Consider the following 23,854-nt stretch of genomic DNA (forward strand, 5'->3'; position numbering starts at 1 on the left):
CCGCGAACGGGTCGCTCGTAAGACTCGCTCCGTTGTGGTCGGTGATGGTGGGTTGTTCGGCATCTGATGTACGCGTGGCCGCTTTCGAGTCTTGTGGCATGCGCTTCGACGGCTCGGACGCGAGACGGGCCGCGAACGGGTCGCTCGTAAGACTCGCTCCGTTGTGGTCGGTGATGGTGGGTTGTTCGGCATCTGATGTACGCGTGGCCGCTTTCGAGTCTTGTCGCATGCGCTTCGACGGCTCGGCTGTGTTCGATGGCCGCGCCTTCGGCTCGGACGTGAGACGGGCCGCGAACGTCGCTTGTAAGACTCGCTCCGTTGTGGTTGTGTCGGCGACGACAGGTGGGGTCGAAAAGTGAATCCGCAGTGGGGCGATGGGGATATGTCCTACATCGGGTACGAGGAATTCGGGCGGCGCTTCCTGGCATACGCGGCTTCCGAGCAGCGTATCTCGGCAGCGTTCGCCCAATTGACTGGTGCCGCCTTCGATTTCGGCCCGATCGGCGTCGGGCCCGCCAGATTGGCGAAGGTCTCCGCGCAGGTGCAACTCGGGGAGCCGAACCTGCAACGGTACGTCGACAAGGTCATCTCCTTCGAGCTGATCATTCCGCTCGATGTCGATCTGCTGCTCGATCTCGCCGTCGATCGGCACCTCTTCCATGTCGACGGCAATATCCACCTGCACTTGACCGTGCGCACCGCCGAACCGTTGCGGATCATCATCGACATCGCCGAACCGCGCCCGAGCGATGTCCGCGTCAATGTGGCCACCGCCACCAGACGTGGTCAGCTGCTGCGCATCCTGGCCAGTGTCGACCATGAGATCCGGCGCTTCGTCGCGCGCTACATCGCCACCGAAATCCGCAAACCGCATATCGCCGCGGTGCGTGATATCGATGTCGCCGCCCGGTTGGACGCGGCCTGGAAGTTGTGACTCTCAGAGCTTGCGCAGTCGCAGCCGGTTGATGCTGTGGTCGGCGTCCTTGCGCAGCACCAGCGTCGCGCGCGGACGGGTGGGCAGGATGTTGTCCACCAGATTGGGCCGATTGGTGGAGTTCCAGATTTCCTTCGCGGTGGCTGTCGCCTGGTCGTCGGTGAAGCCCGCGTAGTGGTGAAAATGTGCGTTCGGATCGGCGAAGGCGGTCTCGCGCAGGGTGAGAAACCGTTGCACATACCAGTTCTCGATGTCCTCGATGCGCGCATCGACGTAGATCGAGAAGTCGAACAGATCCGAGACCATCAACCGTGGACCGGTCTGCAACACGTTGAGACCTTCCACGATGAGAATGTCGGGCTGAGTCACGCAGTGGAACTTGCCCGGCACGATGTCGTAGGAGATATGTGAGTACATCGGCGCACATACTTCGGCCGCACCGGATTTCACCTCGGTGACGAAGCGCAGTAGTTTGCGACGGTCGTAACTTTCTGGAAAACCCTTGCGGTGCATGATGCCGCGCCGCGTCAGTTCCGCGGTGGGATATAGGAATCCGTCGGTTGTGACCAAATCCACACGCGGATGGTGATCCCATCGTGCGAGCAGGGCCTGAAGTACGCGGGCGGTGGTGGATTTTCCGACCGCGACACTGCCGGCGACACCGATCACGAATGGCACCTGCTGGTCGGGATGGGTCTCCCCGAGAAAGGTTGCGGTCGCCGCGAACAGCCGCTGACGTGCGGCGACTTGCAGATGGATGAGGCGAGCGAGCGGGAGGTAGACCTCGGCGACCTCTTCCAGATCGATCTGTTCGCCGAGGCCGCGAAGACCGATCAGTTCTTCCTCGGTCAGCACCAGGGGAGTCGATTTACGCAGGGTCCGCCACTGTTTCCGGTCGAATTCCACATACGGACTCGGCTCGCTCATTCGTGCCACTTACCCGACACTCCGATCAGACAAACACGCATACGTCGCGCGCCGGCTGTATGAGATTCGGTCCAGCTCTTGCATAGCCGAATTCTGCTCTGCGTCAGCATCGTGGGAAACGCGGGGTGTCGATACCGGGTGGTAACGGTCGATGACAAGGCCGTCAGCGGCTAATGTCGGCGGGCATGGAAGCGCATCCCCTCGTGACCGAGTACCTGCGTCTCGGCTTGGCATTCGACCGGCTGGAGGAAGGTTTCGTCGACGCCTATACCGGTGATCCCGCGCTGCGTCGCGAGGTCGAGAACGCGCCAGCGCCCGAACCGCGCGATTTGGCTCGGCGGGCGGTGGCGTTGCGTGCGGAACTGCCCGCGGCCGGACTGCCGCGACAGCGGACCGAATTCCTCGATGCGCACCTGCGCGCGCTGGAATGCTCCGGTCGCAAGTTCGCCGGGGACGACATCAGGTTCATCGACGAGGTGCGCGCCTACTTCGATGTCGATATCGCGCCCGGCAATGTCGAGGACTACCGCGACGCGCACCGGCAGATGGATGACGTGCTGCTCGGTGACGGGCCGCTCGCCGAGCGGATGACCGCGTTCCGCAAGGCCGATGAGATTCCGCCGGAGCGGTTGAGTGTGTGCGTCGAGGCGTTCTCGAGTGCGTTGCGGGAACGGGTGCGCGAGCGTTATCCACTGCCCGACCACGAGCATGTCACCTATGAGGTGGTGGGGGATAAGCCCTGGTCCGGCTTCAATTACTACCTGGGCAATTACCACTCCAGGGTGGCGATCAACTCCGATCTCAAACAGCATATGGCGCATCTGCCCAGCCTCATCGCGCACGAGTCCTATCCGGGACATCACACCGAGCACTGCCGCAAGGAGGCCGGTCTGGTCGGGAACGGGCAGGCCGAGCAAACGCTGTTCCTCGTGAATACCCCGCAGTGCTTGATGGCGGAGGGGCTGGCGGATCTGGCGCTGCGCTCGATCGTCGGACCCGGTTGGGGCAAGTGGGCGCAGGAGATCTACGCCGATCTTGGTCTGCGTTTCGAAGGTGAACGCGCCGAACAGCTTTCGAATGCCTCGGCCGCATTGCTCGGGGTCCGGCAGGATGCCGCGCTACTGCTGCACGATCAGCACCGCGATGCCGATGAGGTCGTCGGATTCCTGCAGCGCTGGGGCCTGACCACCCAGGAACGCGCCCGTCAGTCCCTGCGCTTCCTGTCCTCGCCCCTCTGGCGCGCCTACATCAGCACCTACGTCGAGGGTTACCGCCTGCTCGGTAGCTGGCTGGATCGCGCCGTCGACGCCGACGACCGCGCCGACCGCTTCCGCCGCCTCCTCGACGAACCCCTCACCCCCGGGGCGCTCCGCGCCATGTGATTACCGGATGACGGCGCTGCCGCCACCGTTGGAGATGGTGCAGTTCAACTGGGACAAGGCGACGCAGTAGGCATCGAGTGGTACGTCGGGATCGAGACCAGGTTCAGCATGGCGTCTCCTCGGGGTGTGGACAGTCTGGGGCGCGACAGCGGGTATGCCTGTGCGCTGCCCCGAGCGCTGAAATCCACTCGGCCGCTCGACGATGCGCAAGTCCACCTCACCGCCTTGTTGCGGTCCGGCGTACCCGGGGCTCGACAGGGCTCGGCCCGCCGCGTGCCGCCGGATAAGATGAGGCCACGCGACTGGCGCACTCGAGGTGGAAGCAACCACCGGGAAGCACCCTCGCCCCGCACCGCGCGCCTGGGTGCCGGGCCCATGGGCTTCGGGGTGCGCATCCCGAAGCATCCGGACCACGGAGGTTGCGATGCACACCGAGACACAGAGCCCCCTGATCGGCGCGGCGCGGACGGCCAATAGACTCGACCGGGTGACGCAGACGACCGCCTCTGTCAATTCCCAATCCCTCGGTGAGCTCGATCCGGAGCTCGCTGCCGCGATGGCAGGCGAACTCGCCCGCGAACGCGACACCCTCGAGATGATCGCCTCGGAGAACTTCGTGCCGCGCGCGGTGCTGCAGGCGCAGGGCAGCGTGCTCACCAACAAGTACGCCGAGGGCTACCCGGGCCGTCGCTACTACGGCGGCTGCGAGCACGTCGATGTCGTCGAAACCCTCGCCCGCGATCGCGCCAAGGAACTCTTCGGCGCCGAATTCGCCAATGTGCAGCCGCATTCCGGCGCGCAGGCGAATGCCGCGGTACTGATGGCGCTGATGGAGCCCGGCGACCGGCTGCTCGGCCTCGACCTCGCGCACGGCGGTCACCTCACCCACGGCATGCGGCTGAACTTCTCCGGCAAACTCTACGAGGTGCACTCGTACGGGGTCAGCAAGGAAGACCACCGCATCGATATGGAGGAGCTGCGCAAGACCGCGCTCAGCTCGCGTCCCAAGGTGATCGTCGCCGGTTGGTCGGCCTACCCGCGGCACCAGGATTTCGCCGCGTTCCGGGAGATCGCCGATGAGGTCGGCGCGAAGCTGTGGGTCGATATGGCGCACTTCGCCGGTCTGGTCGCGGCTGGTCTGCATCCCTCGCCGGTGCCTTACGCCGATGTGGTGTCCTCCACCGTGCACAAGACCCTGGGCGGTCCGCGTTCCGGGCTGATCCTGGCCAAGCAGGAGTACGCCAAGAAGCTCAACAGTTCGGTGTTCCCTGGTCAGCAGGGCGGTCCGCTCATGCATGTGATCGCTGCCAAGGCGGTCGCGTTCAAGATCGCGGCGAGCGCCGAGTTCAAGGAACGTCAGGAGCGCACTTTGTCGGGTGCCAAGATCCTGGCCGAGCGGCTCGGCGGCGCGGATGTCAAGGACAAGGGCATCAGCGTGCTCACCGGCGGCACCGATGTGCACCTCGTGCTGGTCGACCTGCGCAACTCCGAGATCGACGGTCAGCAGGGTGAGGATCTGCTGCACGAAATCGGAATCACGGTCAACCGCAACGCCGTTCCATTCGACCCGCGTCCGCCGATGGTGACCTCCGGCCTGCGTATCGGCACCGCCGCGCTTGCCACCCGCGGCTTCGGCGATGCCGAATTCACCGAGGTCGCCGACATCATTGCCACCGCACTCGCCGGCGGCTCCGATGTCGACACCCTGCGCGCCCGCGTCACCAAACTGGCCCGGGACCTGCCCCTCTACGACGGCCTCGAGGACTGGCACCTGCTCGGCTGAGCCCGGCTTCGATCCGCCTGGGAATCCGGCCGCGCACCAACGGTATCCGTTCGCGCGCACGGGTTCCCAGGCGAATTCATGTAGCGGGCATGACCGAAAGCCGCTCCGAACCGAATGGCTGGCCCTGTCCGGCACTGTTGAGTTGCTCGACCCGTGTACGCGGCGACGGCTGCCACTCGGGGCCTACCGGTCCATGCGGGCTCTCGCACGGACGATGGACTCGTCGAGGTAGCGGGCGATATCGGCGCTGGTGCCGGGGCGGATCATGAGTGCGCGGTTGGCGGGAACTTCGCAGTAGCGCCCCGCCTTCGTGTCGATCCAGCGGATTTTCCCGGTGCGCAGGGGTTCGGCATTGCGCGGGCCGACCAGGACTGTGGCGGTGCCGCTGGTATCGCAGGGCTGGCGCCAGAAGCGGCGGTAGCGATCCCGGATGGCGCAGGACGGAGAGTTGCCGAAGGGGTCGGGGCGGTCGTCGTTGAGATCGTCGAGGAGATAACTCTTTTCGGCCGCGGTGCCGGATGGCGGATCGGGGAGCAGGCGGATCAGTTCGGTGGCGAGCTGGTCGATGCGGACCCGGCGCAGCCGCACCTTGCCGCCATCCGGTGCCGGCGCTTGCAGCGCGATGACGCCCGGTCCGGTGCGGGTGGCGCAGCCGATGGCGCGCAGTTCGAGCTCGCCGCGGGTGTTGTCGATGCCGAAGACTTCGATGCGCCACTCGGGTCTGGCGAGCACCCCGATGGCGCGCTGTAGCGAAGCATTGTCCTCGCGGGCCAGCTCCGTGCGGAATTGTCGCTGGTAGGCACGATATTCGTGGAGTCCGGGAAAGCGGCTGGTGAAGCGAAACGGAAAGGGCATGCGATCGAGGCCGGTGCCGAACCAGGCCGCCGCGAACTGCTCGGCGGACAAGGTCCACTGCGTCATCATTGCGCCCCCAGGACGGGCGGCACGGTCTTCTCGACCTCGCCGATCAGTTGCTCGCCGTGCTCTTCGGTGCGCAGGTACGTCGCCGACTTGTGCTCACCGTCCTCGCCCCGTCGGGGACGCGCGCTCGGCGGATACATCCCGGAGTATCCGGCGGTACCCGTGGCGCTCACCCGACTCGGCGTACTGGTGGCGGGCTGAGCCGCCGTGGCTCCCGGTGTGGTGCCGGGCACCGACTTACCAGGACTCGCAGTCCCGCCGGTATCGGGCGTACCACCTGGACTGGGCGTATTGCCGGGACTGGAGGAGGCACCCACCACGGTCGAGATCCCCGGTGTGATCCCGGCGGACGTGCTGGTTGTCGGTGACATCGGCGTACCGGCCGCCGAGGCGATGGTGGAACTCGTGGACGTATACGCCGTCGAGGCTGGCGCGGTCGACGAGCCATGGTTCTGCGTTGACAAAATAGATTGCGGGGCAACAGCTTCGGGTCCACCCGTCCCTGCCAGCGCCCCGTTGCCTTCCATCTTGCCGGTGTCCTCGGCCTTACCGGTTTCTTCCGCTGTGCCGGTCTGCCCGGCCGCGCCGGTCTTCTCGGCCACACCCGTTCCTTCGCCCCCGATGGTGCCCTCCGCTTTACCCGTATTCCCAGCCTTACCCGAATCCTCGGTCCCACCGGGCGAAATCGCCGGAACCACCCCCGGCCCCACGGAAATCGGATCAACCGGCGGCGGCAATGTCGGAATCGACGGCGCAGTATTCCCATATGGCTGGATATAAAGCGTGCTCATATCGTCCCGAGCCTGCTCCTCCTGCGAATTCCGCAACTCCGTCCCCCGCGGGTTATCCGAGGTATCCACCACCGGGGGCACCGCGACCTTGAACCGCCCGGCGGCACTCGCCGCCGCCGATAGCGGCGTCGACTGCTGATCCAGCGACTCACCCAGCTCACCGACGCGCGTGGCATACTCCCGAATGCCGCGCACCGCCCGATCGGCTGCCGCGCCCTCCCAATGTTGGTCCACCGCTTGCCGAATCGCGGTTTCGAACTGTTGCCCCGCCTTGGTCACCGCTGCCGCGATAGCGGCCCAGGCATCGAACGCGCCGTCCAGTTCGTCCGGATCCATCTGGTCGGCAGCCTGTTTGATCTCTGCGTGCGAGAAGTTCTGCGCGTTCTCGGGATTGGTGATCGCGCGGCCGTCCATCTGTGCTGTCATGACCGAGCCAGCCCCTTCCGTCAGTGCCGTCTGACCCTTTAGACGCACTCGACCCCACCCCGGTTCCATCGAAATAGAGCCGATTCCGCCACGCCAAACCATGCGGTCGGCCGAAGGGTGCCGGTGCTACCGGTATCAGTTCGCAGTGGCGGCCGCGACCAGCGTCGGGTAGTCCGGCAGCTCGATGGTCTTGACGTTCTCGGTCATTTTCATCATCTTGTCGAACATCCACGAGTGCAGGAACCAGTTGCGGAACTTGATGCCGAGCGCGGTCTTCGGCGCGAAGAAGCGGCCCGCATTGCTGTAGTCCGCGAGTTTGCCGAGCGAGTGCATGAGCTCGTCGTAGCGCGCGAAGGCCGTCCGGTAATCGCCGTCGGCGAGCGCGAGTTCACCGGCCATGATGTAGGCGCCCTGCACCGCGAGTCCGGTTCCGAAGCCGCCCAGGGTATTTCCGTAGCCCGAATCGCCGACCAGCGCGACCCGGCCCCGGCTGTAACTCTGCATCTTGCGCACCATGCTGATCGAGTCCAGGAAGAAGTCGTCGACCTCCGCCATTTCGGCGAGCATGCGCGGCGCCTCCCAGCCGACGTCGGCGAAGGTTTCCTCGATGATGTGTCGCTGCGCCTCGATGTCGTCACGGGCGTAGTCGAGTTCGGACGAGGCGAAGATGTAGAGCTGCTGTGCCTTCGAGCCGCCGGTGATGACGCATTTGCCCGGCTCGTTGTAGCCGTAGGCCGTCATCCGCTCGGGGGTGCCTTCGGACTTGGTCGCCCATGGGCTCGCGCCCGCGACGCAGTAGTAGTGGCCGAGGTGCTTCACGAATTCTTTTTCCGGTCCGAACGCCAGACGCCGTACCCGCGAATGGATTCCATCGGCGCCGAAGACCAGATCGAAGCCGCGCGGCGCGCCCTTCTCGAATTCGACCCACACGCCGTCGTCGGTCTCGGTCAGCGCGCTGATCGAGTCGCCGAATACGTATTCGCAGTCCTGGTAGGTCTTTTCGTACATGATCCGCGCCAGATCCCCGCGCAGGATCTCCACGTCGCCGCCGGTGAAATCGCCGGTAATGGAGGCCAACTGGGCGCCGTCCTCGTCGACGAACACGGTGTCGGTGGTGCCGGTGCGGTGTGCGTAGATCTCGTCCAGGATGCCCATCTGCTCGAGCACCTTGTGGTGCGTTTGGCCGGTGAAGTCGACGGCCTGGCCGCCGGGACGCAACTGCGGTGCGCGCTCGACCACGGTGACCTCGAAGCCGTAGCGGCTCAGCCAGTAGGCGAGTGCGGGGCCGGCGATGCTCGCGCCGGAGATGAGAACGGTTTTGTTGCGCATGATGTCTCCCGAGGTTCAGTATCTGTGTCCGGTAGAATCTGTATCCGACGGACACGAATTAGAGTATGGTGGACACAGTTACTTGTCAACGCGCAATGCGCAAGGATGTGGAAATGCCTGCACCGACCACCATCGAACTGCTCTGGGGCACCGAGCGGCGGCCCAAGCGCGGCCCCAAGCCCGCGCTGTCACTGGAGGGGATCGTCGCGGAGGCCATCGCCCTGGCCGATGCCGAAGGGCTGGCGAACCTGTCCATGCAGCGGCTGGCCGAACGCCTCGGCTTCACCAAGATGTCGCTGTATCGGTATGTGCCGGGCAAGGAGCAGCTCACCGCGCTGATGGTGGATGCCGCGATCGGGGAACCGCCGGATATCATTGCGGCACACCAGGATTCGGATGAGCAGCGGTGGCGGGCCGGACTGCGCCGCTGGGTCGAGACGCTCTTCGAGCGCTACCGCGCGCACCCCTGGTCGATCGGTCTGACCATTGGCGCGCGTGCGATCGGCCCCAATGAAATGGGCTGGATGAATGCCGCGCTGACGGCGCTCGACGGCACCGGGTTGACCGGCCCCGAGCAACTGGACACCATCGTGCTGCTCAACGGGCACATCCGCAGTCTGGTGCAGCAGGCGACGACCGCGGACCGGCAGGAGACGGCGCAGCAGATCGCGGGCCAGTTCGCCGCGATGATGGCCGCCGCCGGTGACCGGTTTCCCCTGGTCTCCGCAGCCTTCGCCGAGGAGGCCGCCGTTACCGGCGAACCACCCGGTGGCGATGGCCCGGGGGATGCGTTGAGCTTCGGCATCAACCGAATTCTCGATGGTCTTGGTGTCCTCATCGCCGACCGTCACCGTCCGTAGCGGCTTAGGCTCAGTGCATGAGTGACGAACTCGAACTCGAGCAGGACGCGATCACGACGGTGCGAGAGTTCTTCGCCGCACTCGAGATCGGTGCGGTGGACGAGGCGCTGGAGCTGCTGCACCCCGATGTCGTCTGGAAGAACACCTCACTGCCGACGGTCGGCGGCGGCCTCACCCGCAAGATCCTGCGCGGGCTGAATCGCGACACCATCGGCTTCGCCGCCGAAATGCATCACATTGCCGCCGACGGCGACTTCGTGCTGACCGACCGTACCGATATCCTGCGCGTCGGCCCGCTACGGATCGCCTTCTGGGTCTGCGGCACCTTCGAACTGCGCGACGGCCGAATCATCCTGTGGCACGACCACTTCAGCTGGGAGAACTTCCTGCGCGGCACCGCCGTCGGCCTCGTCCGCGCCGCATTGCCGCAGCGCTGAGGTCAGGTGTGTTTGGTGAGGTAATCGAGGTAGTAGGGGCGCAGGACTTCGGCGATCCTGCCGTCGCCCGCGTGGATGTAGTCGTCGATCATCGGCAATACGTATTTGATATCGGCCTCGCTCTCGCCGAGATCGCCCGCGGCCGCCTCGGCGGCGGGTATCGACTTCAGTAGCCGCCACAGATATTTGATGTCGCCGCGCCGCGCCGCAAGCCGGACCGCACGGTCGTGCAGTTCCTTGGACGACAGCTTTTCCAACTCCTCGTTACCGGCCATACCTGCGACTCTATCCCCCGTACCCTGGCCTTTCGAGTGACCGGCAGGCAATTGCGGTCGTGCGGTTAACGACAAATTCACGGACACGCCTACCAGTGCCCGAGCGCGGACCGTGCAGTCGGCGGTAGCGTCGTTGGTGCGGGCCGCGTAGGTGTGGCTCGTACGGGAGGTCCTGAACCGTGACTGAGCTGATCAGTACGAGGGGGCCGGCACCCGGCCCTCGTGGCATCTGACGCAAGTCGGATCCCATCAGGACGGACCGGTCCAGCGAGATCGTTCGTGCGGGTGCCGCGCGAACATAAAGGAGCCCACCGTGACTGCTGCACGCTCCGTTCCCGCTCCCTCGGCGCACTCCAGCTCCGCGAAAGGCGAAGCCGCCGCGAAGGGGGCCCGCCCCTCGCATTCCCAGAATTACGGTGCGAAATCCTTCGTCATCGACACCTCGGTTCTCCTGTCGGATCCCTGGGCTTTCACCAGATTCGGCGAAAACGATGTCGTATTACCGCTGGTCGTGATCAGCGAACTCGAAGGTAAGCGCCATCATCACGAACTGGGCTGGTTCGCGCGGGAAGCCCTGCGCAACCTCGACGATCTGCGTCTGCGGCACGGCAGGCTGGATCAGCAGGTGCCGATCGGCACCGAGGGCGGAACGCTGCAGGTGGAACTCAACCACACCGACCCCGCGGTACTCCCGGTCGGATTCCGCACCGACACCAATGATTCCCGCATCCTGGCCTGTGCGCTCAATCTGGCGGCCGAGGGCCGTCAGGTGGTGCTGGTATCCAAGGATATTCCCTTGCGCGTCAAGGCGAGTGCGGTGGGTTTGCACGCCGACGAATACCACGCCCAGGACGTGGTGACCTCCGGCTGGTCCGGAATGACGGAGATCGATGTCGCCAAAACACTGATCGATCAGCTCTACAGCGACGCTGTTATCGATCTGGACGAGGCGCGGGAACTGCCGTGCCACACCGGAATCCGGTTGCTCAGCGCAAGCTCCAGTGCCCTGGGCCGGGTCACGCCGGACAAGCGGGTGCAGTTGGTCCGTGAACGCGAGGCGTTCGGACTGCACGGCCGTTCGGCCGAACAGCGCATCGCGCTGGATCTGCTGTTGGACGAGAGTGTCGGCATCGTCTCGCTCGGCGGCCGGGCTGGTACCGGCAAGTCGGCGCTGGCCTTGACGGCCGGGTTGGAGGCGGTGCTCGAGCGGCGCACACAACGCAAGGTGGTGGTGTTCCGTCCGCTGTACGCGGTCGGTGGGCAGGATCTCGGCTATCTGCCGGGATCGGAGAGCGAGAAGATGGGGCCGTGGGCACAGGCGGTCTTCGACACCCTCGACGGGCTGGCCAGTCGCGAGGTGATGGAGGAGGTGCTCAGCCGCGATATGTTGGAAGTCTTGCCGCTCACCCACATTCGCGGTCGCTCGCTGCACGATTCGTTCGTGATCGTGGATGAGGCGCAGTCGCTGGAGCGCAATGTCCTGCTGACGGTGCTCAGCCGACTGGGCACCGGATCGCGCGTCGTGCTCACCCACGATGTGGCCCAGCGCGACAATCTGCGGGTCGGCCGACACGACGGTGTCGCCGCGGTGATCGAAAAGCTCAAGGGGCACCCGCTTTTCGCGCACATCACGCTGACCCGTTCCGAACGGTCGCCGATCGCGGCGCTGGTGACCGAGATGTTGGAGGAGTATGGCCCGAGCGCATAGCGGGCACTAGCAACTATCCAGGGTGTGTTTCCAGTCACAATTGAGCGGGTAGTATTCGCGTGATACCTGTTCATCAACGGCCCGGCGAGTCTTACCTGGATTCGCCGGGCCGTTGCCGGGCATCGACCTAGCCGTAGCGACTGCTTGCGGGTCGCTCGAAACAACACAGCTGCGCGCGACGTCACCGCGTCCGCGGTAGCCAACTTTCGAGAGGATGGAAATGCACCACTTCGCTCGACGAACGGCTGGATTCATCGCGGTCACCGCGGCCGCGGCACTGCTGCTGTCCGCCGGCTGCAGCAAGGACGACGACAAGGACAAGAGCAGCGCCGCGTCCATGACGACCACCACAGCGGCGGCCCACGGCGAGGGGCATATGTCGGGGGCCGCGGAGGAGACCAAGATCGCCACCCAGGGCGGCGATATCACCGTCTCCGGCATCATCTTCGACAAATACGTGCAGTCCGGCGGTCCGACCGGTCCACTCGGCGCGCCGCTGAAGACGCAGGAGGATGCCCCCAACGACGGCAAGTGGCAGGACTTCACCGGCGGCGCGATCGTCTGGAGCAAGGACAACGGCGCGCACATCGTCTGGGGCGAAATCCGCAAGGCATGGGAGGACATCGGCGGTCCGGACGGCACGCTCGGCTACCCGATCAGCGACGAGAAGGACATCCCCGGCGGCAAGCAGAGCGACTTCGTCGACGGCACCATCACCTGGGTGGACGGCAATACGACCGTCACGCCGAAGTCCTGATCCCGGCCCCGGCGTCCGAGCGCTCGCGTGTCACCATTGGTGAGTGCTCGCGGTTCGCTCGTAAGACCTGGTGCTTGTACGCTCGGACGCCGGTACCAATTCCTATTCCTATTCGTAGATCCCCGCATCGCGGGCCCAGCCGCTAGGTTGTGCTAGTGCAAACTCTGTTGACCGATCGCGAACTACTCGCGTCCCTCGCCGACGAGGTGGAGCTGAATCTGCGCCGCCATATCGCCGCCGCCGACGGGTGGCAGCCGCACGAATATGTGCCGTGGGACGATGGCCGCAATTTCGCATTCCTCGGCGGAATCGATTGGGAGCCTGAGCAATCCGAGTTGAGCGAGACCGCCAAGCTGGCGTTGACGGTCAGTGTGCTCATCGCGGACAACCTGCCCTCGTACCACCGCGAGGTCGGCAAATACCTGCGCACCGGGTCGTGGTGGCGCTGGGTCGGTCGGTGGACGGCCGAGGAGAACCGACACGAGATCCTGATTCGCAACTACCTCATGGTCACCCGGTCGGTCGACCCGGTGCAGTTGGAGTGGTTGCGGATGGACGAGATGACCAAGGGCTTCCGGCGTCCCGCCCTGCACCTGCTCGACGTGCTCGCCACCTGTGCGTTCGAGGAGGCGGCTGCCGCCATCCGGCATCGCAACACCGCGGCGCTCGGGGAGAACGAGATGGTCACGGCCATCGCCGAGCGCATCGCGACCGACGATGAACTGCAGTCGATCTTCTTCGCCGACCTGGTCGCCGCGGCGTTCGGCATCGCACCGGATCAGACCATGCGCGCCATCACCGACAGCGTGCTGCGATTCCAGGTGCCGACGGTGACGCTGCCCGATGGGCGCAGCAGCGACGATGTGCTGGCCGAGGCGGGCATCTACGACCGCGCCAAGGAGGCGGAATTGGTTTTCGGTCCGCTGCTGAAGCGGTGGGAGTTCTTCACCCGCACCGATATCGGTGCAGAGGGCGAGAAGGCACGCGCGGAACTTGCGCAGCTGCGGACCGGATCGTTGGCCTGACTCCGGCCCTCGTGGTCATTGATACCGGTCGGCGCACGGTGTGCGCGCCGACCGGTTTCTCGATTCCGGCTACTCTCCATCCTCGACCTTGGCCATCGACAGCACATCCAAACGGCGATCGAGTTCTTCCAGGGTGAGCTTTTCGTCGAGCAGACCGCGATCGATAACGGTCTGGCGGATGGTCTTCTTTTGCCGCAACGCCTCTTTCGCGACCGCGGCCGCCTCTTCGTAACCGATAGCGGAATTCAGCGGTGTCACAATCGACGGCGACGATTCCGCGAGGGTGCGCAGATGATCCTCGTTCGCGACCAGTCCGCGAACGCACTTATCGGCGAACAGCCGGGACACGTTGGCGAGCAGCCGAATCGACTCGAGCAGATTGCGTGCCATCACCGGGATGTAGACATTCAACTCGAACGCGCCGCTCGCACCGGAGAACGCGACGGTCGCGTCATTGCCGATCACCTGCGCGGCGACCTGCGTAACCGCCTCGGGCAGTACCGGATTCACCTTGCCGGGCATGATCGAACTGCCGGGCTGCAGATCGGGCAGCTGAAGTTCGCCGAGACCGGTCAGCGGTCCCGAACCCATCCAGCGAATATCGTTGGCGATCTTGGTGAGGCTCACCGCGATGGTGCGCAGTGCACCGGACGCCTCCACCAGACCGTCACGGGCAGCCTGCGCCTCGAAGTGATCCTGCGCCTCGGAGAGTGCATCGATATCGGTCGCCAGCACCAGCTCGGCAACGACCTTCGCGCCGAAACCCGCGGGCGCGTTGAGTCCCGTGCCGACCGCGGTGCCGCCGATGGGCAGCTCGCCGAGCCGCGGCAGTACCGCCGTAATGCGTTCGATGCCCGCCGCTACCTGGCGGGTATAGCCGCCGAACTCCTGGCCGAGAGTCACCGGTACAGCGTCCATGAGGTGAGTGCGGCCGGACTTCACCACCGTGCGCCATTCGGTCGACTTGTCCAGCAGCGCCAGCCGCAGGTGGTCCAGCGCCGGGATCAGATCCTTGATCGCGGCCTCGGTGGCGGCCAGATGGGTGGCGGTGGGGAAGGTGTCGTTCGACGACTGCGACATATTCACGTCGTCGTTCGGGTGCACGGTCACGCCGTTGGCCTTCGCGATCGAGGCGATCACCTCGTTGGCGTTCATATTCGAGCTGGTGCCCGAGCCGGTCTGGAAGACATCGATCGGGAACTGGTCGTCGTGCAGACCGTCGGCGACCTCGTTCGCGGCGGCGATAATCGCATCCGCCTTGGCCGGATCGAGCAGTCCGAGATCCTTGTTCACCTTGGCACACGCCGCCTTGAGCAGGCCGAGCGCGCGGATCTGCGCCCGCTCGAGCCCACGCCCGCTGATCGGAAAGTTCTCCACGGCCCGCTGGGTCTGCGCCCGCCACAACGCGTGCACGGGAACCCGAACTTCCCCCATGGTGTCGTGCTCGATGCGGTACTGCGTCTCCTCGGTCGTCATAATCCCGACCCTATGCCGCAGACGACCGCGATGGGGCTGCCACGCCTGAGGGGATTGGCACACCCCACGCGGTGCCGCTACGGGAATAGGGGATGCGGTCGACGCCAGCTCTGTCCTTGTGTCCATCTGGCCACGGCGCTGGAGCTTGCGGCCGATCTGACCGCGCTGGTGGCATACGACACACGACTGGGCGAAGCGGCGGAGGCCGCGGGGCTGGAATGGGCAGCGCCCTCATGATCGCCGGACTGATCGATGGGAAGTGGCGATAGCATCGGCGAACGGCCGATTATCAGCTCCTGGAGGCGATTTCGGTGATTGCTCGGCGCGCCGTGGAAAAAGATCGAGCCCGATCCGAAGCGGACCGGGCTCGACGCATTCGAGAAATCAGGGGAGCGGCGGCACCGCATCCTCGTCGCCGATGAAATCGACCGAGGAGTATTCATGGAGCTTGGTGAGGCGGTGATAGGCGTCGATCATACGGACCGTGCCGGATTTGGAGCGCATGACGATGGATTGGGTGGAGGCGCCGCCGGGGAAGTAGCGGACGCCGCGCAGCAGGTCACCGTCGGTTACGCCGGTCGCGCTGAAGAAGACGTTGTCGCCGGCGACCAGGTCTTCGGTGATGAGGACACGGCTCAGGTCGTGGCCCGCGTCGATGGCCTTCTGACGCTCGTCGTCGTCCTTGGGGGCGAGCATCGCCTGCAGTTCACCGCCCATACAGCGCATGGCGGCGGCGGCGATGATGCCCTCGGGGGTGCCGCCGATGCCGACCAGGATGTCGGTGCCGGAGTCGGGACGGGCGCAGGCGATGGCGCCCGCGACGTCGCCGTCGGAGATCAGGCGGATTCGGGCGCCCGAGTCGCGGACCTGCTGAATCAGCTCGGCGTGGCGCGGGCGGTCCAGGATGCAGACGGTGAGATCGGACTTCGACAGGCTCTTGGCCTTGGCCACCCGGCTGATGTTCTCGCCGATCGGGGCGGAGATATCGATCACACCCGCCGCATCGGGACCGACCGCGATCTTGTGCATGTAGAACACCGCGGACGGGTCGAACATCGCGCCGCGCTCGGCGACCGCGAGCACCGCGATGGCACCCGGCGAACCCTTCGACATCAAGGTGGTGCCGTCGATCGGGTCTACCGCGAAGTCGACCTCGGGACCGGTACCGTCGCCGACCAGCTCACCGTTGTAGAGCATGGGCGCTTCGTCTTTCTCGCCCTCACCGATGACCACGATGCCGCGCATGGAAACGGAGCTGACCAGCTGCCGCATGGCGTCGACGGCCGCACCGTCGCCACCTTCCTTATCGCCGCGGCCGACCCAGCGGCCCGCGGCCATCGCACCGGCCTCGGTGACCCGGACCAGTTCGAGGGCGAGGTTGCGGTCCGGCGCCTCGCGGCGGCTGGGTGCGGGCGAAGATGCCGTCATTACGGTGTGCCTCCTACGGTCGTTGCTATCGCTGATTCTCGCAGAAGCGTGACCGTTCTCGATCAGGTACTACCTGTAGCGATTGCTTGCAAGTCGCTCGAAAAGGTCGGCTCCAGATCTCGGACCACCTCTACGGGAGCGGACCCGAACGGGCGTGGATACTGGGAACGTGTCGTACCAAAAACCACGCATTCTGCACGACTACCGGGATCTGTTCTGGTCACTGATCCCGTTGGTGCTGATCGCCGTGGTCTTCGCCGGGCTCGCCAGCCAGTGCAGCTTCGCCGCGAAGGGGCCGACCCAGGGCCATATTCCGAACTTCGACGTGACGGCCGCGCTCGCCAACGACGCGAAGACCATGCCCTTCCCGATCCGAAATCCGAGCCTGCCCGAACACTGGACGCCGAACTCCGGTAGCCGCGACACGATCACCAGCACCGGCGGCGGCCCGGTCAGCACTGTCGGTTACATCACACCGCAGGGCACGTACATGCGAATGAGCCAGAGCAACGCGACCGAGGAGGCATTGTCGCGCTTCGTACTCGGCTCCCGCTACGGCACCGGCACCGAGCAGGTCGGCGACCAGAAGTGGGTCGTCTACGCCGAACAGGGCTCCGAAACGGCCTGGATCGCCGACCTCGGCCAGTCCCGAGTGCTCATCACCGGCGCGGGCAACTACGCTGCTTTCACCACCTTGGCGGCGGCTATAGCTGCAGCTCAGCCGCTGCATCGCTAGCGCCTGTCCAGCCCGGGGCAGCCGTGTTCAGATCAGTGGTGGCTGACCACGTTGACGATAGTGCCGCTGGGATCGCGGACGAAGAATCGCCGCACGCCCCATTGCTCGTCGCGGAGCGGGTAGATGATGTCCGCGTTCGCGGCGACCAGCTCGGCGTGCACGGCGTCCACATCGTCGACCTCAACGCTGATATCCGGTTGTGGCTGCTCGGCTTCCGGGCCGACCAGTAGGACCTGCGCGGTCGGGTTGGTCGGCGATGCCATCGTCACCACCCAGCCGAGGTCCATGGCCTCTTCGAAGCCGAGTCGCCGGTAGAACTCGCGGCTGGCCGCCATGTCCTCGGTACGGATGTCGGGGGTGGCGCGGCGGATGGTCATTCGTCGGACGAGAGGTCGGTGCGGGAGAGGGCGTTCTCGACGCGTTGACGTGCCCCTGCCAGATGTGCCTCGCAGTGGGTCGCCAGTGCTTCGCCGCGTTCCCACAGCGCCAGGGATTCGTCCAGGTCGAGGCCGCCCTGTTCGAGCATTTTGACGACGTTGACCAGTTCGTCGCGGGCGCGTTCGTAGCCGAAGGTGGAGATCTCGGCCAGTTCGTCGTCCTTGTTGGGGTCGGCCAACGTCAGTTCCTCCCGGTATCGGTTCTGCCCAACTCTTGGGTGCCGAGCGCGGCGGCGGTGATGGCACCGTCGGCGACCCGGATCCGCAGCTGACTGCCTGCGGGCGCGTCCTCGATCGAGCGGACCACATGCCGCTCCTTACCGCTGACGCGCTGCACGACAGCGTAGCCACGGGCCAGCGTCGCGGCCGGACCCACCGCGGTGAGTTTCTCGCGCAGGTGGCGGGTTGCGGTGGTTTCGGTGCTGATCAGATGTTCTGCGGTGCGGCGGGCGGCGGTACGCAGACGTTCGATCTCGTCGGAGCGACGGTCGAGTTCGCGCAGCGGGTCGGCCAGCACCGGTCGGGAACGGAGCTGGGCCAATGCCCTGGTCTCGCGGTCGACCCAGCCGCGCAACGCGGCGGCGGCGCGAGCGCGCATATCGCGGACCCCGGCCAGTTCGGCGGCCGCGTCGGGCACGATCCGCTTGGCGGCATCGGTGGGGGTGGCGGCGCGCAGATCGGCGACAAGATCGCACAGCGGGTTATCGGGTTCGTGCCCGATCGCGCTGACGATCGGCGTGGTCGCCGCGACGATCGCGCGGCACAGTGTCTCATCGGAAAAGGGCAGCAGATCCTCGACGCTGCCGCCGCCGCGGGCCAGCACGATGACCTCGACGGCCGGATCGCGGTCGAGTCCGGCCAGCGCCTGCACTATCTGCGGTACCGCGGTCGGGCCCTGCACCGCGGTATTGCGAATTTCGAAACGCACTGCGGGCCAACGGTTTCGGGCCACGGTCAGCACGTCGCGCTCGGCGGCGCTTGCACGGCCGGTGATCAGGCCGATTGTCTTGGGCAGGAACGGGATCGGCCGCTTCAGCTCGGACTCGAATAGTCCCTCCGCGGCGAGCAGTGCCTTCAACCGTTCGATGCGGGCCAGCAGTTCACCGATGCCGACCGGGCGAATCTCCATGGCGCGCAACGAAATCGTGCCGCGACCGGTGAAGTACGCGAGTTTGCCGTACACCACGACCCGGCTGCCCTCCTGCAGTGGGACGGCGGAGTGACGGATGAGATCCGGATGACAGGTCACCGACAGCGACATATCGGCGGCGGTATCACGCAGCACCAGGAATGCGGTGCTGGTGCCGGGACGCAGATTGATCTGGGTTATCTGGCCCTCCACCCAGATGCTGCCCAGCCGATCGATCCACTGCGCGACCTTGATGGCCACCGAACGCACCGGCCACGGGTGTTCGGCGGAGTTGGCGGGAGCCGCTCGGTCCGGTTGGCCGGCGGATTCCCGGCCAACCGTCGACGACGTTGGGGGTTCGTTCACTGAGCCCGCACGGTGGCGATCCGATTCGTCAGCATGGTCACGAACGGCGCCCTGGCGCGCGTCTGCTGTTCGTAATCGAGCAGCGCGTTCAGGTCCTCGACGGTCAGCATGCGCAGGCGGGCGCGCAGCTGGGCCAGGGTCATATTGGCGTAGTCGTAGCGGGTGGCCACCTCGGGCTCGCTGATCTCGGGCTGAGGTTCGGGTTCGGCATCCGGTGCCTCGGCGACCTCGGTCTCCGGCACGGCGATGGTCGGTACCGACGCAGCGTGACCATTGCTCTCACCTGCGCGGGCGGCATCGGCGACGAAGTCGGTCGGTTCGTCGTCGGCGTACAGGTCGAAACGGCTGGCGCGGGTGGGGGCCGTGAACTCCGGCTCGCTGTCCTCATCGAAGGTGGCCCAGTCCGGCTGTTCGACGGGGGTGTTCGTGAGACGCTCGAACACGCCATCGCCTTTGAGTGCGAGGCTGGTCACGAACTGCTGGACGTGCATGGTGGTCTGCAGCATCTGGCTGATCGCGGTGATCGGGAAATTCATTGCGGCAGTTGGTAGCCGACGGGTCTCTTCGATGGCGTATACGGCGGCGCCGGCGGCGACCCGAGCCAGGAATGGTGGTCGGAACATGCTCCTAGCCTGCCCGATACGGGATGTTATGCAAAGCATTGGTGTCACAGACACGGAATCTACTTTGGCGCACGCGGGGCCCTACGTGGCTACGCGGGATGGCCTGAACCACACGCGCCGGGTTCTGCATGATTAGACCGCATTTTCGCCGGGTGTGGTGTGTCGAGAACAACTCGGCCGAGGCGGTGACCGGCCGCTCGGCATTCCTCGGCCGCACGTAAGCTGAGGGACATGTCTTCGGCCATTTCCTTGAACGTCGGAATCGCCCGCTCGCCCGGTTCCGGATCCGCCGATGCCGACGGTGGTAAGCGCGTGCTGCTAGCCGAGCCGCGCGGCTACTGCGCGGGTGTGGACCGGGCGGTCGAGACGGTGGAGAAGGCGCTGGAGAAGCACGGTGCGCCGATCTACGTGCGCAAGGAGATCGTGCACAACCGCCACGTCGTGGAGACGCTGCGGGAGCAGGGCGTGATCTTCGTCGACGAGACCGACGAGGTGCCCGAGGGTGCGTTGGTCGTGTTCTCCGCGCACGGTGTTTCACCCGCGGTGCACGAGTCGGCGGCGGCACGCAATCTGCGCACGATCGATGCGACCTGCCCGCTGGTGACGAAGGTGCATCAGGAGGCCAAGCGCTTCGCCCGCGACGACTACGACATTCTGCTGATCGGTCATGAGGGGCACGAGGAGGTCGAGGGCACCGCGGGAGAAGCGCCCGAACATGTGCAGCTCGTCGACGGTCCGGATGCGGTCGACCGGGTCACCGTGCGCGACGAGTCCAAGGTGATCTGGCTCTCCCAAACCACGCTCAGCGTCGACGAGACCATGGAGACGGTGCAGCGACTGCGGCAGCGGTTCCCGGGGCTGCAGGATCCGCCGAGCGATGACATCTGCTACGCCACCCAGAACCGTCAGGTAGCGGTCAAGGCGATGGCGCCGGAATGCGATCTGGTTATCGTGGTCGGCTCGCGCAATTCCTCGAATTCGGTGCGACTGGTCGAGGTGGCGCGCGGCGCGGGCGCGAAAGCCGCTCACCTGGTGGACTACGCCCGCGAGGTCGATCCGGCATGGCTGGCGGGTGTGCGCACGGTCGGCATCAGCTCCGGTGCGTCCGTGCCCGACATCCTGGTGCGCGGCGTCCTGGATATGTTGGCGGAGCACGGATTCGGCGAAGTGCAGCCGGTCACGACGGCCAACGAGACATTGGTATTCGCACTGCCTCGGGAGTTGCGCACGTCACGTCGCTGAACTGAACCATGGATTCTCGGCACCCAGCGCAACGCTGCTATTGGCGTTGCGCTGGGTGTTTGCGTGAGGTGAATTGCGCCAACGGCTTTCGAGGCTGCGCGCGGGAGACATGGTGCTGTGTGACGGCCGCCTCGGGTGCGGTGCTGTCCGGCTAGAGGTTTTCTGGGCGACGTCGCTCGGTGCGGCTCGAATCCCGTTCGCGGTAGCGGACATTGGGCTGCGGGTGCGGTGGTGGGACGTCACCGCGGCGCCTGGCCGCGGCGGCGCGGCTCGAATCCCCCTCGGCCCGAGGGGTTGCCGCGGCGGGGCGTCCGGTTCGGCTCGGTTCGCTCTCGCCGCGGGCCGCTGCCGTGGCGGTGCGGGTGCTCGATCGGCGCTCGCGGCTCGGGCGTTCGTCACCCCGAGCGCCCCGTGCGGCGCCGCCGACGCGCGGCGGAGTGTCGGCTACTTCCGAACTGCCGCGACGGCTCGGGCGCGGCAGATACTCGGTATCGGGGTCGGCGGCATCGGCCTGGGGGCGGCGGGCGCGGCGGCGCGCAGCATCGGCGAGCGAGCCGCCGTCGCGCTCCGACCTGGTGCGTTTGGGTGCGTTGCTGCGGCCCCAACTGGTGCCGCGACGGGGTTCGTCGGCGCGCCCCGCGGCCTCCTCACGCCGGTGCAGCACGATCCGCGCGGCGCCGATCGCCAGCACGAGCCCGGTGGCCAGCGCCATGATCGGGAACCGATTCACCAGCGGGATCGCCAGATTCAGCAGGATGTCCTTGAGGCCGGTCGAGGCGTGACCGATGAGCTGCTGATAAGCCAGCGGCACCGCGACGAACAGCAATAGCGGTGGTAGCACCATCGTGGTGAAGATTCCGCGATAACGGACGGCGAGCACCGCCACGACGCAGCCGAGGACATATAACGTGTTGAACGTCCCGGTCAGCTCGTCGTTCTCGCCGCGGGCATCGATCAGGAACCCCAGAAACGTGCACGCCACCGCGATCAGAACAGCTGCCCCGGCCGGAATACCCGGCACCGAGGGCAGGATCGAACGATGCGGCGCGGGCACCCGGGTTCGCACACGTTGGGAAGCAGCCACACCATGACACTAACTGCCGCCGCGTTCGGCGGTGTTACGGCACGGCGATCGCGGCGGCTAATCGTCGGCCGCAGCGAAGCCGACCACCCGCGGCAGTGAATCCACCCGATGGATTGCCGGCACCTCCTGTTCGGCTATTTCCAGATCGTGGAGTTTGCGTGCGGTAACCATTACCCGTGACTCCACCGAGGCGACGGTGTCATTGAAAGCGTCCACCGCCTTGCCGAGTTGCGCGCCGAGGCGGTCCAGATGTCGACCGGTGGTGCCGAGCCGGTTGTAGAGCTCGCGACCCAATTGCTGCACGGTCGCCATATCGCGGGACAGTGCCTCCTGCCGCCAACCGAAGGCGACCGTGCGCAGCAAGGCGATCAGAGTCGTCGGGGTAGCGAGGATCACGTTGCGGCCGAAGGCGTATTCGAGCAAGCCGGAATCGGTGGTCAGTGCGGCATCGAGGAACGGATCGCCCGGTACGAACAGCACCACGAACTCCGGTGCCGGATCGAAGGCCAGCCAATACGCCTTATCGGCCAGCTGATCGATATGGGCACGCAGATGTTTGGCATGGCGACCGAGCAGTTCGGCCCGCTCGTCCGGGTCGTCGGTCATGGTGGCATCGAGATAGGCGGTGAACGGCACCTTGGCGTCCACCACGAGCTGCCTGCCGCCCGCCAGCTTGACCACGAGGTCCGGCCGCACCATGCCGGTGCGTTCGGTCGTGCCGTCGCTGCGCGCGGCCCGGCTCACCTGGGTATCGAAATCGCAGTGACGGGTCATGCCCGCCAGCTCCACCACCCGCTCCAATTGGATCTCGCCCCAGCGCCCACGCACCTGCGGTGCGCGCAGCGCCGCGACGAGCTGACTGGTTTGGCTGCTGAGCTGATGTGACGTGCGCTGCATGCCCGCGACCTGTTCGCGCAGACTCGAATAGGCGTTGATGCGGTGATGTTCGACCTGTTGGATGTGCTGGTTCAGCGCGCCGACGGCCTCGCGCAGCGGATCGACCATGGCGCCGATGGCATGCGAATGTCGCCGTGCCGCATCCTCATTCGCGGCGGTAAGCGACAGCCGCAGTAGCCGCTCGTTATCGGTGGCGGCGGCCAATCTCGCCTCCGCGGCCGTCGCGCGCTGCCCGGCGCGCGCGGCATGCCCGAGCCAGCCGAGCCCTACCCCGGCGGCGAACACCAGCATCAGTGCGACGAGCATCGGTGCGGTCATAGCGCAGATAGTGCCGCATGGCACCGACAAGTTGGAACCCGCAAGCTATCGGGCAGCAGCGCTTCGACAAATGCCTGGGAGCCGCGGATTCGTACCGGACAGCTGATCGCACGGCCGCGCGCAGCAAACAGGCCGGTCGGATCGCGCGTTCCGCACCGGCGACCACGACGGAGCGAGTTTACGAGTGACCCGTTCGCGGCCCGTCCCGCGTCCGAGTTGTGGAAGCGCATGCGCCCGACGCGCGCACCAGGGGTCGAACGATCCGCCATCACCGAACACCACGGTGCGAGTCTTGCAAGCGAGGAGTGTGCGGCCTGTCTCGCGTCCGAGTTGTCGAAGCGCATACGGCGCAGACACGGAACTCGCCGCTCGGCGTGTGCACATAAGGCGCCGAACGCGCCACCCCCACCGACCACCACGGAGCGAGTCTTACGAGCGACCCGTTCGCGGCCCGTCTCGCGTCCGAGTCGTCGAAGCGCATGCGCCGTAGTCGCGAGCGGACTCCGACGCGATCCTGATCGGTGCGGAGACGCTGCGTCGCGACAATCCGCGGTTGCTCGTCA

At 66.0% G+C, this 23,854-nt stretch carries 23 protein-coding genes; 10 read left to right on the plus strand and 13 right to left on the minus strand.

Annotated features, from left to right (window positions below):
* The first annotated feature begins 382 nt into the window (after nucleotides 1–382).
* Nucleotides 383–934, plus strand: a complete 552-nt coding sequence (locus AB0J29_RS35005) for a hypothetical protein (RefSeq protein ID WP_364795156.1) — start codon at nucleotides 383–385, stop codon at nucleotides 932–934.
* A gap of 3 nt (nucleotides 935–937) precedes the next feature.
* Here AB0J29_RS35005 and coaA read toward each other — a convergent pair whose 3' ends face one another.
* The gene (coaA, locus tag AB0J29_RS35010; RefSeq protein WP_364795129.1) at nucleotides 938–1,870 is read right to left on the minus strand and encodes a type I pantothenate kinase; all 933 of its coding nucleotides are present in this window, start codon (nucleotides 1,868–1,870) and stop codon (nucleotides 938–940) included.
* A 176-nt stretch (nucleotides 1,871–2,046) separates the two neighbouring features.
* Between coaA and AB0J29_RS35015 the strand changes: the two genes are divergently transcribed.
* Together AB0J29_RS35015 and glyA are read left to right on the plus strand one after the other, a co-directional pair.
* On the plus strand, nucleotides 2,047–3,243 hold the full coding sequence (locus AB0J29_RS35015) for a DUF885 domain-containing protein (RefSeq protein WP_364795130.1): 1,197 nt from the start codon (nucleotides 2,047–2,049) through the stop codon (nucleotides 3,241–3,243).
* Between the two features lie 487 nt (nucleotides 3,244–3,730).
* Entirely contained in the window at nucleotides 3,731–5,026 is a 1,296-nt protein-coding gene (gene glyA / locus AB0J29_RS35020; RefSeq protein ID WP_364795157.1) for a serine hydroxymethyltransferase, read from the plus strand.
* Between the two features lie 183 nt (nucleotides 5,027–5,209).
* Here the strand turns inward: glyA and AB0J29_RS35025 are convergent, their stop codons facing one another.
* From AB0J29_RS35025 to AB0J29_RS35035, 3 genes are all read right to left on the minus strand, one after another.
* Complete coding sequence (locus AB0J29_RS35025; protein WP_364795131.1) at nucleotides 5,210–5,950, minus strand: ESX secretion-associated protein EspG; 741 nt, start codon at nucleotides 5,948–5,950, stop codon at nucleotides 5,210–5,212.
* On the minus strand, nucleotides 5,947–7,164 hold the full coding sequence (locus AB0J29_RS35030) for a hypothetical protein (protein ID WP_364795132.1): 1,218 nt from the start codon (nucleotides 7,162–7,164) through the stop codon (nucleotides 5,947–5,949). The genes AB0J29_RS35025 and AB0J29_RS35030 overlap by 4 nt, the downstream gene beginning before the upstream one ends.
* A gap of 135 nt (nucleotides 7,165–7,299) precedes the next feature.
* Nucleotides 7,300–8,493: an FAD-dependent monooxygenase gene (locus tag AB0J29_RS35035; protein ID WP_364795133.1), complete on the minus strand. Its 1,194-nt coding sequence runs from the start codon at nucleotides 8,491–8,493 to the stop codon at nucleotides 7,300–7,302.
* Between the two features lie 113 nt (nucleotides 8,494–8,606).
* Between AB0J29_RS35035 and AB0J29_RS35040 the strand changes: the two genes are divergently transcribed.
* Both AB0J29_RS35040 and AB0J29_RS35045 read left to right on the plus strand, forming a co-directional pair.
* Entirely contained in the window at nucleotides 8,607–9,353 is a 747-nt protein-coding gene (locus AB0J29_RS35040) for a TetR/AcrR family transcriptional regulator (protein WP_364795135.1), read from the plus strand.
* A gap of 17 nt (nucleotides 9,354–9,370) precedes the next feature.
* The gene (locus AB0J29_RS35045; protein ID WP_364795136.1) at nucleotides 9,371–9,790 is read left to right on the plus strand and encodes a limonene-1,2-epoxide hydrolase family protein; all 420 of its coding nucleotides are present in this window, start codon (nucleotides 9,371–9,373) and stop codon (nucleotides 9,788–9,790) included.
* Nucleotides 9,791–9,792: 2 nt separating this feature from the next.
* Here AB0J29_RS35045 and AB0J29_RS35050 read toward each other — a convergent pair whose 3' ends face one another.
* Nucleotides 9,793–10,065 (minus strand): hypothetical protein, encoded by a 273-nt coding sequence (locus AB0J29_RS35050; RefSeq protein WP_364493174.1) that lies wholly within the window; start codon nucleotides 10,063–10,065, stop codon nucleotides 9,793–9,795.
* Between the two features lie 313 nt (nucleotides 10,066–10,378).
* On the opposite strand from AB0J29_RS35050, the gene AB0J29_RS35055 reads away from it, so the two are divergent.
* The 3 genes from AB0J29_RS35055 to AB0J29_RS35065 all read left to right on the plus strand — a co-directional run bounded on the left by AB0J29_RS35055 (nucleotide 10,379) and on the right by AB0J29_RS35065 (nucleotide 13,555).
* Nucleotides 10,379–11,773, plus strand: coding sequence for a PhoH family protein (locus AB0J29_RS35055; RefSeq protein ID WP_364795137.1), 1,395 nt, complete (start codon nucleotides 10,379–10,381; stop codon nucleotides 11,771–11,773).
* A gap of 220 nt (nucleotides 11,774–11,993) precedes the next feature.
* Nucleotides 11,994–12,530, plus strand: coding sequence for an esterase (locus AB0J29_RS35060; RefSeq protein ID WP_364795138.1), 537 nt, complete (start codon nucleotides 11,994–11,996; stop codon nucleotides 12,528–12,530).
* Between the two features lie 155 nt (nucleotides 12,531–12,685).
* Nucleotides 12,686–13,555 (plus strand): acyl-ACP desaturase, encoded by an 870-nt coding sequence (locus AB0J29_RS35065; protein ID WP_364795140.1) that lies wholly within the window; start codon nucleotides 12,686–12,688, stop codon nucleotides 13,553–13,555.
* A gap of 69 nt (nucleotides 13,556–13,624) precedes the next feature.
* On the opposite strand, the gene AB0J29_RS35070 is transcribed toward AB0J29_RS35065, so the two are convergent.
* Nucleotides 13,625–15,031, minus strand: coding sequence for a class II fumarate hydratase (locus AB0J29_RS35070; RefSeq protein ID WP_364795141.1), 1,407 nt, complete (start codon nucleotides 15,029–15,031; stop codon nucleotides 13,625–13,627).
* A 384-nt stretch (nucleotides 15,032–15,415) separates the two neighbouring features.
* Nucleotides 15,416–16,459, minus strand: a complete 1,044-nt coding sequence (glpX, locus tag AB0J29_RS35075) for a class II fructose-bisphosphatase (RefSeq protein WP_364795143.1) — start codon at nucleotides 16,457–16,459, stop codon at nucleotides 15,416–15,418.
* Between the two features lie 169 nt (nucleotides 16,460–16,628).
* On the opposite strand from glpX, the gene AB0J29_RS35080 reads away from it, so the two are divergent.
* A complete protein-coding gene (locus AB0J29_RS35080; protein WP_364795145.1) occupies nucleotides 16,629–17,195 on the plus strand; it encodes a DUF4245 domain-containing protein in 567 nt (188 codons plus the stop codon).
* A 32-nt stretch (nucleotides 17,196–17,227) separates the two neighbouring features.
* On the opposite strand, the gene AB0J29_RS35085 is transcribed toward AB0J29_RS35080, so the two are convergent.
* The 4 genes from AB0J29_RS35085 to AB0J29_RS35100 all read right to left on the minus strand — a co-directional run bounded on the left by AB0J29_RS35085 (nucleotide 17,228) and on the right by AB0J29_RS35100 (nucleotide 19,750).
* Nucleotides 17,228–17,572, minus strand: coding sequence for a VOC family protein (locus AB0J29_RS35085; RefSeq protein ID WP_364795147.1), 345 nt, complete (start codon nucleotides 17,570–17,572; stop codon nucleotides 17,228–17,230).
* On the minus strand, nucleotides 17,569–17,811 hold the full coding sequence (locus AB0J29_RS35090; protein ID WP_364795148.1) for an exodeoxyribonuclease VII small subunit: 243 nt from the start codon (nucleotides 17,809–17,811) through the stop codon (nucleotides 17,569–17,571). The genes AB0J29_RS35085 and AB0J29_RS35090 overlap by 4 nt, the downstream gene beginning before the upstream one ends.
* A gap of 2 nt (nucleotides 17,812–17,813) precedes the next feature.
* Nucleotides 17,814–19,031: an exodeoxyribonuclease VII large subunit gene (gene xseA / locus AB0J29_RS35095; RefSeq protein ID WP_364795159.1), complete on the minus strand. Its 1,218-nt coding sequence runs from the start codon at nucleotides 19,029–19,031 to the stop codon at nucleotides 17,814–17,816.
* Between the two features lie 92 nt (nucleotides 19,032–19,123).
* On the minus strand, nucleotides 19,124–19,750 hold the full coding sequence (locus tag AB0J29_RS35100) for a lipid droplet-associated protein (RefSeq protein WP_364795150.1): 627 nt from the start codon (nucleotides 19,748–19,750) through the stop codon (nucleotides 19,124–19,126).
* Nucleotides 19,751–19,981: 231 nt separating this feature from the next.
* Between AB0J29_RS35100 and AB0J29_RS35105 the strand changes: the two genes are divergently transcribed.
* A complete protein-coding gene (locus AB0J29_RS35105; protein WP_364795152.1) occupies nucleotides 19,982–20,992 on the plus strand; it encodes a 4-hydroxy-3-methylbut-2-enyl diphosphate reductase in 1,011 nt (336 codons plus the stop codon).
* Between the two features lie 151 nt (nucleotides 20,993–21,143).
* Here the strand turns inward: AB0J29_RS35105 and AB0J29_RS35110 are convergent, their stop codons facing one another.
* On the minus strand, nucleotides 21,144–22,076 hold the full coding sequence (locus AB0J29_RS35110) for a DUF6542 domain-containing protein (protein ID WP_364795154.1): 933 nt from the start codon (nucleotides 22,074–22,076) through the stop codon (nucleotides 21,144–21,146).
* 57 nt (nucleotides 22,077–22,133) lie between these two features.
* The gene (locus tag AB0J29_RS35115; protein ID WP_364795155.1) at nucleotides 22,134–23,291 is read right to left on the minus strand and encodes a DNA recombination protein RmuC; all 1,158 of its coding nucleotides are present in this window, start codon (nucleotides 23,289–23,291) and stop codon (nucleotides 22,134–22,136) included.
* Nucleotides 23,292–23,854 lie beyond the last annotated feature (563 nt).

It is taken from the genome of Nocardia sp. NPDC049707 (assembly GCF_040674855.1).
GTDB lineage: Bacteria > Actinomycetota > Actinomycetes > Mycobacteriales > Mycobacteriaceae > Nocardia.

What these genes read in the sequence shown, in the direction of transcription:
- AB0J29_RS35005 (WP_364795156.1), top strand. Translation starts at nt 383, where the DNA reads ATGTCCTACATCGGGTACGAGGAATTCGGGCGGCGCTTCCTGGCATAC.
- AB0J29_RS35015 (WP_364795130.1), top strand. Translation starts at nt 2,047, where the DNA reads ATGGAAGCGCATCCCCTCGTGACCGAGTACCTGCGTCTCGGCTTGGCA.
- AB0J29_RS35025 (WP_364795131.1), bottom strand. Translation starts at nt 5,950, where the DNA reads ATGATGACGCAGTGGACCTTGTCCGCCGAGCAGTTCGCGGCGGCCTGG.
- AB0J29_RS35030 (WP_364795132.1), bottom strand. Translation starts at nt 7,164, where the DNA reads ATGACAGCACAGATGGACGGCCGCGCGATCACCAATCCCGAGAACGCG.
- AB0J29_RS35035 (WP_364795133.1), bottom strand. Translation starts at nt 8,493, where the DNA reads ATGCGCAACAAAACCGTTCTCATCTCCGGCGCGAGCATCGCCGGCCCC.
- AB0J29_RS35040 (WP_364795135.1), top strand. Translation starts at nt 8,607, where the DNA reads ATGCCTGCACCGACCACCATCGAACTGCTCTGGGGCACCGAGCGGCGG.
- AB0J29_RS35045 (WP_364795136.1), top strand. Translation starts at nt 9,371, where the DNA reads ATGAGTGACGAACTCGAACTCGAGCAGGACGCGATCACGACGGTGCGA.
- AB0J29_RS35050 (WP_364493174.1), bottom strand. Translation starts at nt 10,065, where the DNA reads ATGGCCGGTAACGAGGAGTTGGAAAAGCTGTCGTCCAAGGAACTGCAC.
- AB0J29_RS35060 (WP_364795138.1), top strand. Translation starts at nt 11,994, where the DNA reads ATGCACCACTTCGCTCGACGAACGGCTGGATTCATCGCGGTCACCGCG.
- AB0J29_RS35070 (WP_364795141.1), bottom strand. Translation starts at nt 15,031, where the DNA reads ATGACGACCGAGGAGACGCAGTACCGCATCGAGCACGACACCATGGGG.
- glpX (WP_364795143.1), bottom strand. Translation starts at nt 16,459, where the DNA reads ATGACGGCATCTTCGCCCGCACCCAGCCGCCGCGAGGCGCCGGACCGC.
- AB0J29_RS35085 (WP_364795147.1), bottom strand. Translation starts at nt 17,572, where the DNA reads ATGACCATCCGCCGCGCCACCCCCGACATCCGTACCGAGGACATGGCG.
- AB0J29_RS35100 (WP_364795150.1), bottom strand. Translation starts at nt 19,750, where the DNA reads ATGTTCCGACCACCATTCCTGGCTCGGGTCGCCGCCGGCGCCGCCGTA.
- AB0J29_RS35105 (WP_364795152.1), top strand. Translation starts at nt 19,982, where the DNA reads ATGTCTTCGGCCATTTCCTTGAACGTCGGAATCGCCCGCTCGCCCGGT.
- AB0J29_RS35115 (WP_364795155.1), bottom strand. Translation starts at nt 23,291, where the DNA reads ATGACCGCACCGATGCTCGTCGCACTGATGCTGGTGTTCGCCGCCGGG.